General features: G+C 66.3%; 15 protein-coding genes and 1 pseudogene. 9 read left to right on the top strand and 7 right to left on the bottom strand.

Annotated features, from left to right (window positions below; all coding sequences use genetic code 11):
* Nucleotides 1-118 precede the first annotated feature (118 nt).
* Entirely contained in the window at nt 119-1,642 is a 1,524-nt protein-coding gene (locus E8P82_RS12455; protein ID WP_136455319.1) for a long-chain-fatty-acid--CoA ligase, read from the top strand.
* A gap of 218 nt (nt 1,643-1,860) precedes the next feature.
* Here E8P82_RS12455 and E8P82_RS15055 read toward each other — a convergent pair whose 3' ends face one another.
* Nucleotides 1,861-2,022, bottom strand: a complete 162-nt coding sequence (locus tag E8P82_RS15055; RefSeq protein ID WP_168796572.1) for a hypothetical protein — start codon at nt 2,020-2,022, stop codon at nt 1,861-1,863.
* Between the two features lie 158 nt (nt 2,023-2,180).
* Here E8P82_RS15055 and pgm point away from each other — a divergent pair, with 158 nt between their 5' ends.
* Complete coding sequence (gene pgm, locus E8P82_RS12450) at nt 2,181-3,812, top strand: phosphoglucomutase (alpha-D-glucose-1,6-bisphosphate-dependent) (RefSeq protein ID WP_136455317.1); 1,632 nt, start codon at nt 2,181-2,183, stop codon at nt 3,810-3,812.
* A 72-nt stretch (nt 3,813-3,884) separates the two neighbouring features.
* On the opposite strand, the gene E8P82_RS12445 is transcribed toward pgm, so the two are convergent.
* The gene (locus tag E8P82_RS12445; RefSeq protein WP_136455315.1) at nt 3,885-5,252 is read right to left on the bottom strand and encodes an aldehyde dehydrogenase family protein; all 1,368 of its coding nucleotides are present in this window, start codon (nt 5,250-5,252) and stop codon (nt 3,885-3,887) included.
* Nucleotides 5,249-6,100: an SDR family NAD(P)-dependent oxidoreductase gene (locus E8P82_RS12440; protein WP_136455313.1), complete on the bottom strand. Its 852-nt coding sequence runs from the start codon at nt 6,098-6,100 to the stop codon at nt 5,249-5,251. The genes E8P82_RS12445 and E8P82_RS12440 overlap by 4 nt, the downstream gene beginning before the upstream one ends.
* 101 nt (nt 6,101-6,201) lie before the next feature.
* Between E8P82_RS12440 and E8P82_RS12435 the strand changes: the two genes are divergently transcribed.
* Nucleotides 6,202-7,530 carry a uracil-xanthine permease family protein gene (locus tag E8P82_RS12435; RefSeq protein ID WP_136455312.1) on the top strand — a complete coding sequence of 443 codons (1,329 nt, stop codon included), beginning with the start codon at nt 6,202-6,204 and terminating at the stop codon, nt 7,528-7,530.
* Nucleotides 7,531-7,586: 56 nt separating this feature from the next.
* Here the strand turns inward: E8P82_RS12435 and E8P82_RS12430 are convergent.
* Both E8P82_RS12430 and E8P82_RS12425 read right to left on the bottom strand, forming a co-directional pair.
* Nucleotides 7,587-8,746, bottom strand: a pseudogene (locus tag E8P82_RS12430) (Gfo/Idh/MocA family protein).
* 161 nt (nt 8,747-8,907) lie between these two features.
* Nucleotides 8,908-9,474 carry an ArsR/SmtB family transcription factor gene (locus tag E8P82_RS12425; protein ID WP_136455310.1) on the bottom strand — a complete coding sequence of 189 codons (567 nt, stop codon included), beginning with the start codon at nt 9,472-9,474 and terminating at the stop codon, nt 8,908-8,910.
* A gap of 72 nt (nt 9,475-9,546) precedes the next feature.
* Here E8P82_RS12425 and E8P82_RS12420 point away from each other — a divergent pair, with 72 nt between their 5' ends.
* The 3 genes from E8P82_RS12420 (at nt 9,547) to E8P82_RS12410 (ending at nt 12,170) form a co-directional block, all read left to right on the top strand.
* Nucleotides 9,547-10,797, top strand: a complete 1,251-nt coding sequence (locus E8P82_RS12420; RefSeq protein ID WP_136455309.1) for an MFS transporter — start codon at nt 9,547-9,549, stop codon at nt 10,795-10,797.
* A gap of 150 nt (nt 10,798-10,947) precedes the next feature.
* Nucleotides 10,948-11,562: a ClpP family protease gene (locus tag E8P82_RS12415; protein ID WP_136455307.1), complete on the top strand. Its 615-nt coding sequence runs from the start codon at nt 10,948-10,950 to the stop codon at nt 11,560-11,562.
* Nucleotides 11,559-12,170, top strand: coding sequence for a ClpP family protease (locus E8P82_RS12410; RefSeq protein WP_136455305.1), 612 nt, complete (start codon nt 11,559-11,561; stop codon nt 12,168-12,170). Before E8P82_RS12415 ends, E8P82_RS12410 begins: the two co-directional genes overlap by 4 nt.
* Nucleotides 12,171-12,201: 31 nt before the next feature.
* On the opposite strand, the gene E8P82_RS12405 is transcribed toward E8P82_RS12410, so the two are convergent.
* On the bottom strand, nt 12,202-12,594 hold the full coding sequence (locus tag E8P82_RS12405) for a helix-turn-helix domain-containing protein (protein WP_136455304.1): 393 nt from the start codon (nt 12,592-12,594) through the stop codon (nt 12,202-12,204).
* A gap of 136 nt (nt 12,595-12,730) precedes the next feature.
* Between E8P82_RS12405 and E8P82_RS12400 the strand changes: the two genes are divergently transcribed.
* The 3 genes from E8P82_RS12400 to E8P82_RS12390 all read left to right on the top strand — a co-directional run bounded on the left by E8P82_RS12400 (nt 12,731) and on the right by E8P82_RS12390 (nt 14,687).
* Nucleotides 12,731-13,417 carry a hypothetical protein gene (locus E8P82_RS12400; RefSeq protein ID WP_136455302.1) on the top strand — a complete coding sequence of 229 codons (687 nt, stop codon included), beginning with the start codon at nt 12,731-12,733 and terminating at the stop codon, nt 13,415-13,417.
* A 245-nt stretch (nt 13,418-13,662) separates the two neighbouring features.
* Nucleotides 13,663-14,124, top strand: a complete 462-nt coding sequence (locus E8P82_RS12395) for a helix-turn-helix domain-containing protein (RefSeq protein WP_136455300.1) — start codon at nt 13,663-13,665, stop codon at nt 14,122-14,124.
* A 41-nt stretch (nt 14,125-14,165) separates the two neighbouring features.
* Nucleotides 14,166-14,687 carry a PIN domain-containing protein gene (locus E8P82_RS12390; RefSeq protein WP_136455298.1) on the top strand — a complete coding sequence of 174 codons (522 nt, stop codon included), beginning with the start codon at nt 14,166-14,168 and terminating at the stop codon, nt 14,685-14,687.
* 130 nt (nt 14,688-14,817) lie between these two features.
* Here the strand turns inward: E8P82_RS12390 and E8P82_RS12385 are convergent.
* Nucleotides 14,818-15,157, bottom strand: a 340-nt coding sequence (locus tag E8P82_RS12385; protein ID WP_211096874.1) for a transposase, incomplete at its 5' end; no start/stop codon positions are given.

Genomic DNA, 15,157 nt, shown 5'->3' with positions numbered 1-15,157 from the left:
GCCGCAGGAGACCGGAGCTGGGTGCTGTTGCACGACACTCCGCGATCCCACAGACTGCTACTCACCGGTAACATCGTGACCAGCCGCTGCTGCACAACGAATGATCGAAGGAGATCGAGTGACCAACCTCGCCAACAATCTGGTGTCCACCGCGAAGAGGAGCCCGTCGGTGGTGGCCATCAAGCTCGACGACGTCGAGATCACCTTCGGCGCCCTGGAGCTGCTCAGCCAGAAGATCGCGACCATCCTCGGTGAGTACGGCATCGAGCGGGGCGACCGCGTGGCACTCATGATGCCGAACATCCCGCAGATGGCCTTCGTCTACTACGGCGTGCTGCGGACCGGCGCCGTCGTCGTACCGCTGAACCCGTTGCTGAAGGGCCGCGAGGTCGCCTATCACCTGACCAACTCGGGCGCGAGGCTCGCCTTCGCCTGGGAGGGCGTCATCGGCGAAGCGAACGCCGGCGCCGAGGCAGCCGGGGACGAAAGCGGCACGTCCGTCGACGTGGTGACCGTGGACAGCGGGGCCTTCATGCAGCGGGTCTCGGCGGCCGAGCCCTCACCGGACGTCGTGGACCGCGACGGCGAGGACACCGCCGTCGTGCTCTACACCTCGGGGACCACCGGCCGGCCCAAGGGCGCTACGCTCTCGCACACGAATCTCGCCCGCAACACCGAGGTGTCCCGCGACCTGATGGGGACCAAGGAGGGCGAGGTGCTCTTCGGTGGCCTGCCGTTCTTCCACATCTTCGGCCAGACGTGCGCCCTCAACGCCTCCGTCCTCACCGGCGCCACCCTGACTCTCCTGCCGCGGTTCGAACCGGGCAAGGCGCTCGAGATCATCGCGCGGGATCGCGTGACGATCTTCGAGGGCGTACCCACCATGTATGTCTCCATGCTGCGCACCCCGAGTGTCACCTCTACCGATCTCTCCTCCGTCCGCCTCGCCGTCTCGGGCGGGTCGGCGCTGCCGGTCGAGGTGCTGCACGAGTTCGAGCGCGTGTTCAAGGCCGATCTGCTTGAGGGCTACGGCCTGTCCGAGACCTCCCCGATCGTCAGCTTCAACCGTGTGGGCGAGCTCCGCAAACCCGGCTCCATCGGTACACCCGTGGAGGGCGTGGAGGTCCGGATGCTCGACGGCGAGGGCAACGAGGTGCCACAGGGCGACGTCGGGGAACTCTCCGTCCGCGGGCACTGCGTGATGAAGGGCTACTGGCAGAACGAGGAGGCCACCAGGGCCGCGATCCCCGACGGCTGGTTCCGCACCGGTGACCTGGCACGCTTCGACGAGGACGGTCTGATCTTCATCGTCGACCGCAAGAAGGAAGTGATCCTCCGCGGCGGGTACAACGTGTACCCGCGGGAGGTGGAGGAGGTGCTCTACGAGCATCCCGCCGTTGCCGAGGCCGCCGTGATCGGGGTACCTGACGAGCTGCACGGTGAGGAGATCGTGGCCGTCGTCGGCATCAAGTCCGAGCACACCCCGGCCGACGACGCCGCCTCCGATGCGCTCGCGCAGGAGATCGTCGACTTCGCGAAGGAGCGTGTCGCAGCCTACAAGTACCCGCGCCGCGTGGTGATCGTCGACGCGCTGCCCAAGGGTCCCACGGGCAAGATCCTCAAGCGCGAGATCACCGTCTGACCGGAGACTGCGTCCTGACCGGGAGAACCATGCGGCCCGGCGCCCGGTCAGGACCTCGGAGACACAGCCATCGGACAGAGGACTGCCGGGGCCGCGGGCACTCCGCGACCCCGGCAGTGGGTCCTGACCGCGAGCCCGTGCGGCACAGACCCGCAGTCACGCCCGGGCCGGTCCCGACCGCAGTCGCTGACGACTCGGCCGAGCGCGTCAGCTCTCGGTCAGGAACCGTTCTCGTTGTCCGCCTCGAAGCCCGGCGCCACCTCTTCTTCGGGATCCGGTCCGCCGTAGCCGCCCTCCCTCTGCTCGTCGAGTGCTCCGGCTTCCTCCGCGCCCTGCTCCTCGGGATCGTTGGACGGTGTATCGCTATGATTCTCGCTCATGTCGGTGCCTTCCGTGCTGCGTCCGCTCCCTGGTCGGGGGCTGTTCATCAGCTTACTGACCAGCATCGACCCGGCAACCTGCGGGGTTCTGCGTAACACTTCGGAGCCGCGGCCGGAGGACGGGTGTAATCGCTCCTCTTGTTTGACATGCTGGGGCCATGGCAAATCGAGCGGGCACCGTAGCCCTTCCCAGCGACCTCGTCGACATAACCAGCTTGCTCGACGCGTACTTCGACGTCGAACCGGACCTCTCCGAGCCGGCACAGCGCGTGGCCTTCGGCACCTCGGGCCATCGCGGGTCGTCGCTGAAGTCGTCCTTCAACGAAGGGCACATCCTGGCGATCACCCAGGCGATCGTCGAGTACCGGGCGGGCCAGGGCATCACCGGGCCGCTCTTCATGGGCAAGGACACACATGCCCTCTCCGAGCCCGCGCAGAACAGCGCGCTCGAGGTTCTCGCCGCCAACGGCGTCACCGTCCTGATCGACGCCCGTGGCGCGTACACCCCCACCCCGGCGGTGTCCCACGCGATCCTCACCTACAACGCCGCGCACACCGAGCAGTCCGACGGCATCGTCATCACGCCCTCGCACAACCCGCCGGCCGACGGCGGGTTCAAGTACAACCCGCCGCACGGCGGACCGGCCGATTCCGACGCCACCACCTGGATCGCGAACCGGGCCAACACCCTGCTCGAGGGCGGTCTGCGCGAGGTGAGGCGCATCCCGCTCGCGCAGGCCCGCACCGCCGAGGGCATCGGCAGCTACGACTTCCTGCAGCACTACGTGGCAGATCTCCCGTCGGTGCTGGATCTCGAAGCCATCCGCTCCGCCGGCGTGCACATCGGAGCCGATCCCATGGGCGGGGCATCCGTGGACTACTGGGGCGCCATCGGCGAGCGCCACGGCCTGAATCTCACGGTCGTCAATCCCACGGTGGACCCGCAATGGGCCTTCATGACGCTGGACTGGGACGAGAAGATCCGCATGGACTGCTCCTCGCCTTACGCCATGGCGTCTCTGATCGAGCAGGCAGGCCGGTTCGACATCGCCACGGGCAACGACGCCGACGCCGACCGCCACGGGATCGTCACGCCCGACGCCGGCCTGATGAACCCCAACCACTATCTCGCCGTCGCCATCCAGTATCTGTACGCGAATCGCCCTCACTGGCGGCAGGACGCGGTGATCGGCAAGACGCTGGTCTCGTCGTCGATCATCGACCGTGTCGCGGCGGATCTCGGACGCGTGCTGCAGGAGGTCCCGGTGGGCTTCAAGTGGTTCGTGCCCGGCCTGCTCAGCGGCGAGCTCGCCTTCGGCGGTGAGGAGTCCGCCGGCGCCTCGTTCCTGCGGCTGGACGGCAGGCCCTGGAGCACGGACAAGGACGGCGTCCTCCTGGCGCTGCTGGCCTCGGAGATCACCGCGGTGACCGGCAGGACTCCCTCCCAGCACTACGCCGGACTGACCGACCGCTTCGGCGCGCCCGTGTATGCGCGGATCGACGCCGCAGCCACGCGCGAGCAGAAGGCCGCCCTGGGCAAGCTGTCGCCGTCGGACGTCACCGCCACCACCCTGGCCGGCGAGGACATCACGGCCCGCCTCACGGAGGCACCGGGTAACGGCGCCCCCGTGGGCGGGTTGAAGGTCACCACCGAGAGCGCATGGTTCGCCGCCCGGCCCTCGGGCACGGAGGACGTCTACAAGATCTACGCCGAGTCCTTCAGGGGCGAGGAGCACCTGGCCCAGGTGCAGGCCGAGGCGAAGGCGCTGGTCGACGGCGTCATCGGCTGAGTGCCGACGACGCGTCCGACGAGCCGGCGGATCAGCGCCGTCGGACGTGCCGTCGTTCCGGTGGCCGGAACCTCAGAGGAGCTTGCGCAGGAGCCTCCGCTTGAGCGGACCGAAGGGTGGGTACGCCAGCCGGAGCGTGTCCACCCGGGTGGGCTTGGAGAACACGGACTGACGGTGACTGAACGTCCGGAAGGACTCGTACCCGTGGTAACTGCCCATACCACTCATTCCGACGCCGCCGAAGGGCAGCCCCGGGACCGCGAGCTGGATGGTGGACACGTTGTGCGCCAGGCCGCCGGCCTGGACCCGCTCCGTGAACTCGTCCAGGTGCTCCTCGCTGTCGCTGAACAGATACGCGGCCAGGGGATGCGGCCGCGCGGCGATGAATTCGATGGCCGCGTCCAGGTCCTCGACCTCGACGATGGGCAGGAGGGGCCCGAAGATCTCCTCCTGCATGAGCGCCGATCCCGGGTCCACCTCGCGCAGGATCGTCGGCTCGATGTACCGCTCGCCGCGCTCGTGCCCGCCCCCGGAGACCACCGTGCCGTCCGGCAGCAGGTCCACGAGCCGGTCGAAGTGGTCGTCGTTGACGATCCGCCCGTAGTCGTCCGATGCCTGCGGGTCGCTGCCGTAGAAGTCCCGCACCGCCTCGGCCAGCGCCTCGGCGAGCTCGGGCGCCCGGTCCGGCGTCGTCAGGACGTAGTCGGGGGCCACACAGGTCTGGGCGGCGTTCATGAACTTCCCGTACGCGATGCGCCTGGCCATGGCGCGCAGATCGCCGCCCACGACGACGGCGGGTGACTTGCCGCCGAGTTCGAGCGTCACCGGCGTCAGATGCTCCGCCGCCGCCTTCATGACGATCTTCCCCACGCGCTCGCCCCCCGTGTAGAAGATGTGGTCCCAGGCCTGGGCCAGCAGATCGGTGCTCACCTCCACCCCGCCCTCCACCACGGACACCGCCGAGCGGTCGAGGTACAGCGGGACCAGGCGTGCAAGCGCGGCCGACGTCGCCGGCGCCAGTTCGCTGGGCTTGATCACCGCGGCATTGCCCGCGGCGAGCGCACCCACGAGAGGGGCCAGAACCAGCTGCATCGGATAGTTCCACGGCCCGATGATCAGGACGACGCCGAGGGGCCGCGCCTGGGTCCAGGCTCGCGCCGGGCGCAGGCCCCCGGGCACGGCGACTTTCTCGGGCGCCATCCAGGACTCCAGGTGCTTGAGTGCGAAGTCCAGTTCGGACCGCACCACGGCCACCTCGGAGAGGAACGACTCGGAGCGGCTCTTGCCGAGATCCTCCTCGAGTGCACTGGTGAAATCGTCCTCACGCTCGGCGAGCATGCGCAGGAACGACTGCAGCTGCTCCCTGCGCCAGGCGACGGGGCGGGTGGCACCGGTGTCGAAGAATCTGCGGTGGTCTGCGAGAAGTGTTGCGGCGTTCATCGGTCTACCTTCCGGTCAGGGGCGCCGACCGGGCGCCCGGTGAAGTTCTCCATCGAGCTGTAGACGCGGAAGACGCGTCCGGCGACGACGTCCCACACCGGCTGCGGCAGGAGATTGCGCAGGGTTCCGGCGAGCTGGACGGTCCAGGGCAGCTGCACGCGGGCCCTGCCCTCGAGCGCTCCGCGCCAGGCCTTGTCGACCACGTACTCGGGTTCCATCAGCGGTGTCAGCAGCGGCCCGCGTGCGCCCTCGAACATGCCCGTCGTGATGTAGCTGGGAATCAGGGTGGTGACGGCGATGGGATGGCGGGCCTCGACGAGTTCCAGGCGAAGTGAGTCGCTCCACCCGATCATGGCCCACTTGGTGGCTGCGTAGACGCTCATCCGCGGCACCGCCAGGGTTCCCGACGCCGAGGCGACATTGAGGATCCTGCCCGGGGTGCCCCGTCCGATCATCCCCGGGAGGAAGGCCCGCGTGACGTGCATGGGACCTGCGAGGTTGATGTCCAGGGTCGCGTCGATGTCGTGCGTGGGATCGTGGTCCCAGAAGTACTTGCCGCGGACGATCCCGGCGTTGTTGACCAGCATGTCGGGCACGCCGACGTCGTTCATGACCGCCTGCGCGGCGGTCTCGATCGACTCGAGGGACGCGACGTCCACCACGTAGCTGTGCAATGTGGTCGCGTTCGAGGTCAGCGACGCGACCACTTCTTCCAGGGCAGTCCCGTCGATGTCCCACAGGACGACGGCGGCAGCCCCCTCCTGGACCGCGCGCTCCACGTAGAGCCTGCCCATGCCGCGGCCCGCCCCCGTGATGAGGATCGTGCGTCCTGCAACAGCGAATGTCATGATCCAGCCCTTCTCTCGTTGTTCTGCAACGTAGCATCGAAGCCCGCACGGTGCCGGTAGGATTTCCCGGGACTCCGCGATGACCTTCGGAAGGCAGACCCATGAGCATACGAGGTATCGGCTGGACTCTCCACGGGGACGGCAGGAACGTGCGGCCCGGCGGCTTCGTGGCACCGGATGAGCGCCTGAGCTGGCCCCGGACCATCGGCATCGGCGCACAGCACGTCGTCGCGATGTTCGGGGCGACCTTCCTCGTCCCGTTGATCACCGGTTTCCCGCCCTCCACCACGCTCCTGTTCTCCGGGATCGGCACCCTGTTGTTCCTCGTCATCACGGCGGGCAGGATTCCCAGCTATCTCGGGTCGAGCTTCGCGTTCATCGCCCCGATCGCGGCGGCCCAGTCCCAGCACGGGGCCGCGGGTGCCCTCGGCGGAATCATCATGGCCGGGGCCGCCCTGGCGGTGATCGGGTTCATCGTGCACACCGTCGGTGCCCGCTGGCTCCAGGTGGCGATGCCCCCGATCGTCACGGGCTCCATCGTCGCCCTGATCGGTCTCAATCTGGCACCGACGGCCAAGGCGAGCTTCGAGCAGGCTCCGCTCACGGCGCTCGTCACGGTGATCGCGATCCTGCTCGTCACCGTCCTGTTCAGGGGCATCCTCGGGCGGCTGTCGATCCTCGTCGGCGTGCTCGCCGGGTACGCCGTCGCCCTGCTCCGCGGGGAGGTGGATCTCGCGGCCATCGGCGCTGCCGCCTGGATCGGCCTGCCCGACTTCGCTACTCCCGAGTTCCACCTCTCCGTCGTCGGGCTCTTCGTCCCCGTGGTCCTCGTCCTCGTCGCGGAGAACATCGGCCACGTGAAGTCCGTCGCGGCCATGACCGGCCGCGACCTGGACCCGCTGACCGGCCGCGCCCTCATGGCGGACGGTGTGGCGACCATGATCGCAGGGGCCGGCGGAGGGTCGGGCACCACCACGTACGCCGAGAACATCGGCGTCATGGCGGCCTCGCGCGTATACTCGACGGCCGCCTACTGGGTGGCCGGCGTCGTCGCGATCCTGCTGAGCCTCTTCCCCAAGTTCGGGGCGCTGATCGCCACCGTCCCTCCCGGGGTGCTCGGCGGCGCGGGCGTGGTCCTCTACGGGATGATCGGGATCCTCGGTGTGCGCATCTGGGTGCAGAACCAGGTGGACTTCTCCAACCCGATCAATCTCTCCACGGCCGGCGTCGCCCTGGTGATCGGCATCGCGGACTTCACCTGGGTGATCGGCGAGCTGAGCTTCGCCGGCATCGCCCTCGGCACGGCCGCTGCACTGCTCATCTTCCACGGCATGACGGCGATCGCGCGGGTCCGCGGCAGCGAACACGTCGCAGGTCCCGAGGAGCTCGAGTCGCGCGACCACGGCAGCAGGCCCTCGAAGCTCGGCTGATCCGGGTTCGAAGGGAATGCGACAACGGCCCGCGAGTACGTGCTGACGCCGCTGCGCTATCTGCGGACGCTGGGCGACCCCGTGCTCCGGTTCTGACCCCTGGCGAAGTATTCCACCACGGGTGCACGCAGCGCGGGCACCTGGAGGGCCGATCCGTCGCTGCGCAACGACTGCGTCGCGAGGACTCCGGCTGCGACGGCAGCCCGTGCAGCGACCGGCGAGGTCTCGGTCGGGCCGCCGTCGACGGCCCACCGTGCCCTCCGTCCGCCGTCGCGATCTCCACCTCCAGGTCCGCGTCCACGAAGCCGTCCTGGCTCCGGGTGTTCCACACCTTGATCTTGTCGCCCGAAGTGTCCCCGAAGTTCTCGAGCCGACCCGCAGTGCCGATGACGGTGTAGTTCCTCCAGTAGTCAGGAGTGAAATGGCACTGCTGGTAGGACGCCAGGACTCCGTTGTCCAGCGTCATCTGCATCATCGAGATGTCCTCCACGTCCAGCCGGGGGTTCAGATCCGTCTGGGCGGTCGGCGGCCAGTTGTCCAGGGAGAACCAGTCGGACAGGCGGCGGTCCGAATTCTCACGTCGGGATGCCACGTCCCCGTACACCACGAGATCCCCCATGGCCGAGACCGTCCTCGTGTAGCCGCCGGCCAGCCAGTGGATGACGTCGATGTCGTGGGCGCCCTTCTGCAGCAGCAGGCCGGTGGTGTTCCTGCGCTCCGCGTGCCAGTCCTTGAAGTAGTAGTCCCCGCCGTTGCCCACGAAGTGACGGCACCAGACGGCCCTGACCTCGCCGATGGCGCCGCTCTCGATGATCTCCCTCATCTGGCGAACCACCGGCATGTGCCGCATGTTGTGGCCCACGTACAGTCTGGTGCCGGTGCGGAAGGCTGTCTCCAGCAGGCGGTCCACGGCCTCCAGCGTGACCTCCAGGGGCTTCTCACAGAAGGTGGGGATGCCCGCTTCCAGGGTCCTCACCGCCACGGCAGCGTGTTGATGGTCAGGGGTCAGGACCAGGACGGCGTCCAGGTCGGCGCTGAGCAGGTCATCCAGCTCGGCAGTGACCAGAGCATCCGGTAGTTCGGCCGCGGCGTCGGCACGACCGCGTTCACTGGTATCGCACACGACTGTCACCGCCGAGCCTTCGCCCGGGTGGTGTGCGTGCCGGTACAGCTCGGACCGTAGCCCGAATCCGACCACGCCTACTTTCAAATCCACTGGGTGACTCCTTCTCGGCTCTCTGGCCTTGATCGTTTCAGCATCCGCAGAATCGACTGCATCAGGTCTTCGAGACCTCGACGGCGAAATGGCAGCGCGCGGTGTGCGAGGGGGATATCCGGATGAGCTCCGGTTCCTTCGTGGCGCAGATGGTCCGTAAGCTACGGCCGAAGACTGTGGAGGACGACGATGCCTCCGTGCACCGGGAGGTGGCTGCGCTCATCGTCGGTGCTGATGTACTCGTCCAGTAGCTCCTGCAGCCGTTCGTCGAGTACTCGGGCGTCGTCGGGCGACAGGTGGAGGGTGAACCGGGCGAGTGTGCTGATCGATTCCGGACCAGCCTCGCGCAGCTCCTCCTGGAACGCTTCGACCGGCGCCATTGCGGCATCGGACTCCGTGCCGGTGAGCGCGTCACTGAGCCACCAGGATCGTCCGGTGGAGCGGTACGGCTTCTCCAGGGCCCCGCTGGTCCCCGTGCGGACATCGCCCTGCTCGAGGAAGCCCGCGTTCACCAGCTGCCGGACATGGTAGAGCACCGTGCCCGGATCCTGCTCGAGCCTGTCGGCCAGCTGCTTGTTCGTCAGCTCGTCCAACCCGCACAGGCGCAGGATCCGCAGACGCAGTGGATGGGAGAGGGCCTTCGCCTCCCGTGCTGTCGCAGGACGCCGCTGGCGGGCCTCGGGCGGCGCCTGCGTCGATGGCTGCCGATTCTTCGACTGATCGCTCATCCGACAAGCATAGGAAGAATGTAGATCGACCCATCCATTGAATTTTCTCCATCGATGTGTGAATCTACATCGATGAAGGTACCTGAGACATCACTCCATAAGGACGACGTCGGGCGAGTGCTCGGCCGACGATTCTGGATCCTGTGGACGTCGTCGGGCTGGTCGAATCTCGCGGACGGGTCCTTCCACGTCGTCCTGCCGCTCGTGGCTGTCAGCTTCACGCAGTCCCCCGCACTCGTCGCGGGGCTCACGTTCGCCCTGACCCTGCCCTGGTTGCTCTTCGCGCTGATCGCCGGTGCGCTGGCTGACCGGTCTGACCGTCGCGTCCTGATGGTCGCCGCGAATGGCGCTCGAGCCGTCCTTCTCATCATTCTGGTGCTAGTCATCGTCCTCGACGCGGGCTCTATCGCGCTGCTCTACGTCGTCGCGTTCGGCATCGGCACGGCGGAGACGGTCTACGACACGGCCGCGCAGTCGATCCTCCCCCAGCTGGTTCGCAGGGAGCAGCTGTCACGTGCCAACGGGCGGCTCTACGCCGTCGAGCTGACCACCAACCAGTTCGTGGGGCCACCGTTGGGCGGACTCCTGGTAGCGGCAGGTGTGATGCTCGCCTTCGGGGCGCAGGCAGCGATGTGGGTCGTCGCCCTCGGTTCACTGCTGCTGGTCCGCGGATCCTTCAAACCCGCCCGGACCAGTGGCGCGAGCGTGAGAGCTGATATCGCCGAGGGCCTGCGGTTCCTGTGGAGTCACGCGGTCCTTCGTGCTCTGGCCCTCTTCACGGGCATCTTCAACCTGGCCACCAGCGCCATGATGGCCGTCTTCGTCCTCTTCGCCGTCGGTCCTGCGTCCGCTATGGGACTCACCGAGCTCGGCTACGGCGTACTGCTCTCCGTCGTCGCGGCCGGCAGTGTGCTCGGTTCACTGCTGGCGGGATGGGCAGAACGAAGGATCGGCCGCGCACTGCTGATCTCCTTCGCCATCCTGGGCGGCGTCGTCTTCATCGGCACCCCGGCACTGACCAGCAGTGCGCTCCTGGTCGGCGGTGGTTTCTTCATCGGCGGCGCAGCGATCGTCATGGGCAACGTCATCATCGTTTCCCTACGTCAGCGCATCACCCCAAACGAACTGCTCGGGCGAGTGAACAGTGCCTACCGTCTCGTGGGCTGGGGCACCATGCCGATCGGCGCACTTCTCGGCGGTTTCTTGGCACAGGCACTGGGCCTGCAACCCACGTTCGCCATCATGGCACTCGTCGTCCTGGCCCTGGTCGCGCTGCTGCCGCTCCTGACCAACCCTGCCCTGGACGCGGTCGAAGTGGCGTGACCTCCGGTGTCGTCGAGGGTTCGATCCGACCCCTGTTCCTGGGCGGCGCTGCGGCCATCAGGTGAAGCTGCCCTCCAGCGCGCCTGAGAGCAGCGCTGCCGTGAGCGGCGTCCTCTTGTCCGCGGGGTCTGCCGCCTCGAGGCTGAACCTATGACAGAACAGCGCACCCCCATATCCCTCGACGACACCCTGACCCAGCAGCTCATGGGACATCGGATCCTGCTCCTCGGCACGGAGCTGGATCAGGAAGGCGGCAACAGACTCTGCACGCAGCTCATGCTGCTCTCCGCCGAGGATCCGCACCGCGACATCAGCCTGTGGATCAACTCACCCGGAGGCTCAGTGCCGGCCATGCTCGCCATCCGCGACGTCATGAACCTCATCCCCAACGACGTCTCCACAGTGGTCCTCGGACTGGCCCTGAGCGCAGGGCAGTTCCTCCTCAGCGCCGGTATGCACGGCAAGCGGTTCGCGCTGCCGCACGCACGGGTGCTGCTGCATCGGGGATCCGGCGGCATCGGTGGAACGGCCATGGACATCGCCATCCAGGCCGACGATCTGCGCCACACGCGCGACACGGTGCTCCGTCTCATCTCCGCCGACACGGGCCAGACGATCGATCGCATCACCGCTGATTCCCAACGTGACCGGTGGTTCACGACCGAGGAGGCTCGGGACTACGGGTTCGTGGACCACATCATCGAGCACCTGGACGACATCCGACCGGGCAAGCGGCCGGCCGTGAGCCTGGGAGGATCACGATGAGCTCCTACACGATTCCCTACGTCACCGTGCGGCAGAGCAATGGTTCGCAGCAGACGCTGGACATCTTCAGCAGCCTGCTGACGGAGCGGATCATCTACCTTGGTACCCCGCTCGACGACGGCGTCGCCAATGCCCTGATCGCCCAGCTCCTGCAGCTGGAATCCGTAAGTCAGACCCTGCCGATCGACCTGTACATCAACTCGCCCGGTGGTTCGATCAGCGCCATGCTCGCGGTGTACGACGCGATGCAGTACGTCACGGCACCGGTGCGGACAACGTGCATCGGACAGGCGACGTTCACGGCGTCGGTCCTGCTGGCCGGCGGTGAACCCGGCGCTCGCTCGATCCTGCCGCGTGGTCGTGTGGTCCTGCATCAGCCGACCATCGACACGGGACGCGGTACGATCCCCGATCTGATCCTCGAGACCGACGAGGTGGAGCGCATCACGACGCTGCTGAGCGAGTTGCTAGCCGGTCATACGGGAAAGACTCTCGCCCGGATCAGGCGTGACACCGATCGAAACCTCGTCCTCGATGCACAGCAGGCCGTCGACTACGGCGTGGTCGACCACGTCGTGGCGTACCGGAAAGCGGCTCCGGCGGCGTAATGCCTTCACCCCGTGCCATGCCGGTCAGGGATCAGGCCGCGAGGCAGATAGGCGACGACGAACCACTCTGAATCAGCCGTGACGTCACCTGCGCACTCAGCGTCCGCACCGGTACATCGAGAGCGCGAGCCACCGCGGCGATGATTTCCGACGACGCATCCTTGCGCCCGCGCTCGATCTCGGAGAGATACTGCGGGGAGATGGCGGCCCGGCTCGCGACATCAGAGAGCCGCTCTCCCCGCCGTCGACGGTTGTCACGGAGTACTTCGCCGTACACCTCGCGGAGCAGTGGCTCTACTCGGGGCGGCTCGTTGCGCGCTGCCGCTCGCGGTTCGGCGGGCCGCCGCTCGTCGATGACCTCTGAGCTCCGGTGCCCACCCTCACGCCTGAGCCGATACGCCGTCAGATCTGTGATCTCGCTCATGCCGGACCACTGTACTGCGCTCCACCAGTCTGCGGCAGGTCCTCTGCTCAGAGCAGAGCGTCGTCCTCCTCGCCGGGATGCCGATGGCCACGTGCGCAAATCGGCCAGCGGCACCGGATACCAGTAGCCTCGTGTCGTGACAGCTGACCGCGACGAGACGAACGACCCCGCCTCCGGCGACTCCTCGGGGACTGCTGCCCGCTTCGCCGGTGCAGTCGCGCCGGCGGCCGCGTGGGCGTTCGTCTTCCTGCTCCTGCGGATCCTCGCCGTCTCCGGCTACGACTGGAACACCGCCTTCGCCGTCAGTACCACGATCAGCTTCAGCGACGGCCTCGCCCTCTTGGTCGGGACGCTCATGGCCGGATACCTGCTGGTGGCGATTCTCCTGATCGGCGTCCTTCCGCTACTGGTCGCGACCTTCGTGTGGTCGTCCCGCGGTCGTCAGGCCGTCGTCGTACTCTCCACCGTCCTGGCCGCGGTCACGATGATCGCCCTGACCGTGAGCTTCCAGCTCGTGTGGCTGCCTGTCGCGGCAGCGGCTGTGTTCGGGATGTTCGCCCTCATCCGCATCCTTCCGGAGAGAAGCAGTGTGCGCCGCGTATTCTCCAAGGCAATGACCAGCGTCGGCTGGGTCACCGGTGTCTCCGTACTGTTCGTCGCAGCACTCGTCCAGACGCCCTGGGTACCCGAGGAACAGATCGGCACTACCGACGGCACCATCACCGGCTACGTCCTCAGCGTCGATTCGGGCTTTGTCAACGTCCTCACCGAGGACCACACCTTCAGGATCCTGCTCAGCAGCGACATCACCTCGCGCGAGTGAGAGCCGACGCTCGTGCGGGATCTTTTCCTTCATCAACTTCCTCCTTCGAGCGCTACGAACGTTGCCGTGACCGGAGGAACACCTCGCCGACAGATCTAAGAAGCGACCAGGATGCGCACCTCAATCAGCAGGGAGGGCACCCGAGGAGGATCCGGGCGGCCGATCCGTCGATGCCATCAACGCTCCACTTGCACTTATTACACATATGGCGCATGCTGGATATAAGTGAAAAAGGAGACCTCCTCATGGCTGCTCTTACTGCCATCCAGAACGTTCGAACCATTGACGTCACATCTACTCAAACCGCTGAAGCCAAAGAGGTTTCGCGTCGTTTCAATGAAGTAGGTGCCCAAGACCTCATCATCCGCATCGAGTCATCTGCAGGGGAGGCTGTGACCGTGCCTGAAGACCTCAGCAACCTACTGCAAACGATTCTCCGACTGGCGGCGTCCGGTCAATCCATCGGTATCACCCAGTTCTCGAAGGCGATGACAAGTGTAGAGGCCGCTAAAACGCTTGGCATCTCTCGGCCGACCTTGCTCAAACTCGCCGCCAACGGAGACATAGCATCACACAAGGTCGGTTCCCACACACGCTTCGACCGCGCCGACGTACATGAGTTCGCCGAAGCCCGCCTTGGCAAGCAGCGTGATTCATTCGATTCGCTGCGCAATTTCGAAGATGCACTGAGCTTCAACCAGGACTGATAATCCTGTTCGAGTGGCCCCGTTGCACATAGGCTGAGACCATGCAGCCGGGGCCCACTCTCCTCTTCCTAGACACGAGCGTCATTTACCCCCGTACTCTGCGTGACTGGTTTTGTCTGCTTTCACTGAACTCCGGCATCGAAGGCATCGACCTTCGGTGGAGCGAAGACGTACTAGCAGAGTTCATTTACAACCGCAGACGTAAGCACTCTGGCGCGTCGGACGCTCAGATTGGCCGATGGCGACAACTCCTCACGGAGTCCTTCCCCAACGCGATAGTCTCCGGCTACTCTATCGACCCCATGTTCCTCGAAGGTAAGGACAAGTTCGACGCACACGTCTTGGCCGCAGCCATACATGGACGTGTTGACTATCTCGTCACATCCAACATCTCCGATTTCGAAGATTTTGCGGACAGCGTCGAGTTCGAGATCCTAACTCCCGACGACATGTTGTGCCTCATTGAGCAAAGAAGACCGGACTCTGTCAGCGCAGCAACTAAGAAGCAATGTAGCTACTGGTCACGGCGTGAGGGGTCTAAGCCTCGATCCACCGATCGGTGATGGGTTTCGGGGGTGTTGGTCGGTGCGCTGGGTATCTGGATTTTGGGTGTTGTTCAGTGCCCGGCCTCGCTGTCGGTGGTGTTCCACGGTGGTTCCTTGGTGATGCCGTTGCCGGCTGGTGGGCTGTTTGTCAGGGTCGTTGCGGTGGTGGATGCACGGCTGCGAAGAGTTTCTCCCAGGCCTGGTGCCACGGCCAGGCTTGGGGTAGGTGAAGACGGATCCTTCGGGCGCTGGAGGCAGTGCGGGCCGGGACGTTGATGAGTGTGCGGCGGATCGTTGCTGTTCTGGCTTTCCTGAAGGTCCCGGCGGCGAGTACCCCGGCGGCCCGGGTGAGGTTGTAGGCCATCACCGCGGTGACCAGCCAGGCACTGTTGGCCCCGAAATGACCCGACGGCAGGTGCGCCAGGGCACTGTCCTTGAGGTCGGCGTTGACCTGCTCGATGATGGCATGTTTCCGGTGTGTGGCGTCT

The organism is Arthrobacter echini, assembly GCF_004803505.1.
Taxonomy (GTDB): Bacteria; Actinomycetota; Actinomycetes; order Actinomycetales; family Micrococcaceae; genus Arthrobacter_D; species Arthrobacter_D echini.
Note: the sequence above shows the minus strand (reverse complement) of the source record. Positions and strands in the feature narration are given on the sequence as shown.

Bases quoted from the DNA above. Each gene is read 5' to 3' on its own strand.
- E8P82_RS12390 (WP_136455298.1), top strand. From the start codon at position 14,166: ATGCAGCCGGGGCCCACTCTCCTCTTCCTAGACACGAGCGTCATTTAC.
- E8P82_RS12445 (WP_136455315.1), bottom strand. From the start codon at position 5,252: ATGAACGCCGCAACACTTCTCGCAGACCACCGCAGATTCTTCGACACC.
- E8P82_RS15055 (WP_168796572.1), bottom strand. From the start codon at position 2,022: ATGAGCGAGAATCATAGCGATACACCGTCCAACGATCCCGAGGAGCAG.
- E8P82_RS12425 (WP_136455310.1), bottom strand. From the start codon at position 9,474: ATGAGCGATCAGTCGAAGAATCGGCAGCCATCGACGCAGGCGCCGCCC.
- E8P82_RS12415 (WP_136455307.1), top strand. From the start codon at position 10,948: ATGACAGAACAGCGCACCCCCATATCCCTCGACGACACCCTGACCCAG.
- E8P82_RS12395 (WP_136455300.1), top strand. From the start codon at position 13,663: ATGGCTGCTCTTACTGCCATCCAGAACGTTCGAACCATTGACGTCACA.
- E8P82_RS12420 (WP_136455309.1), top strand. From the start codon at position 9,547: ATGAAGGTACCTGAGACATCACTCCATAAGGACGACGTCGGGCGAGTG.
- E8P82_RS12435 (WP_136455312.1), top strand. From the start codon at position 6,202: ATGAGCATACGAGGTATCGGCTGGACTCTCCACGGGGACGGCAGGAAC.
- E8P82_RS12440 (WP_136455313.1), bottom strand. From the start codon at position 6,100: ATGACATTCGCTGTTGCAGGACGCACGATCCTCATCACGGGGGCGGGC.
- pgm (WP_136455317.1), top strand. From the start codon at position 2,181: ATGGCAAATCGAGCGGGCACCGTAGCCCTTCCCAGCGACCTCGTCGAC.
- E8P82_RS12405 (WP_136455304.1), bottom strand. From the start codon at position 12,594: ATGAGCGAGATCACAGATCTGACGGCGTATCGGCTCAGGCGTGAGGGT.
- E8P82_RS12410 (WP_136455305.1), top strand. From the start codon at position 11,559: ATGAGCTCCTACACGATTCCCTACGTCACCGTGCGGCAGAGCAATGGT.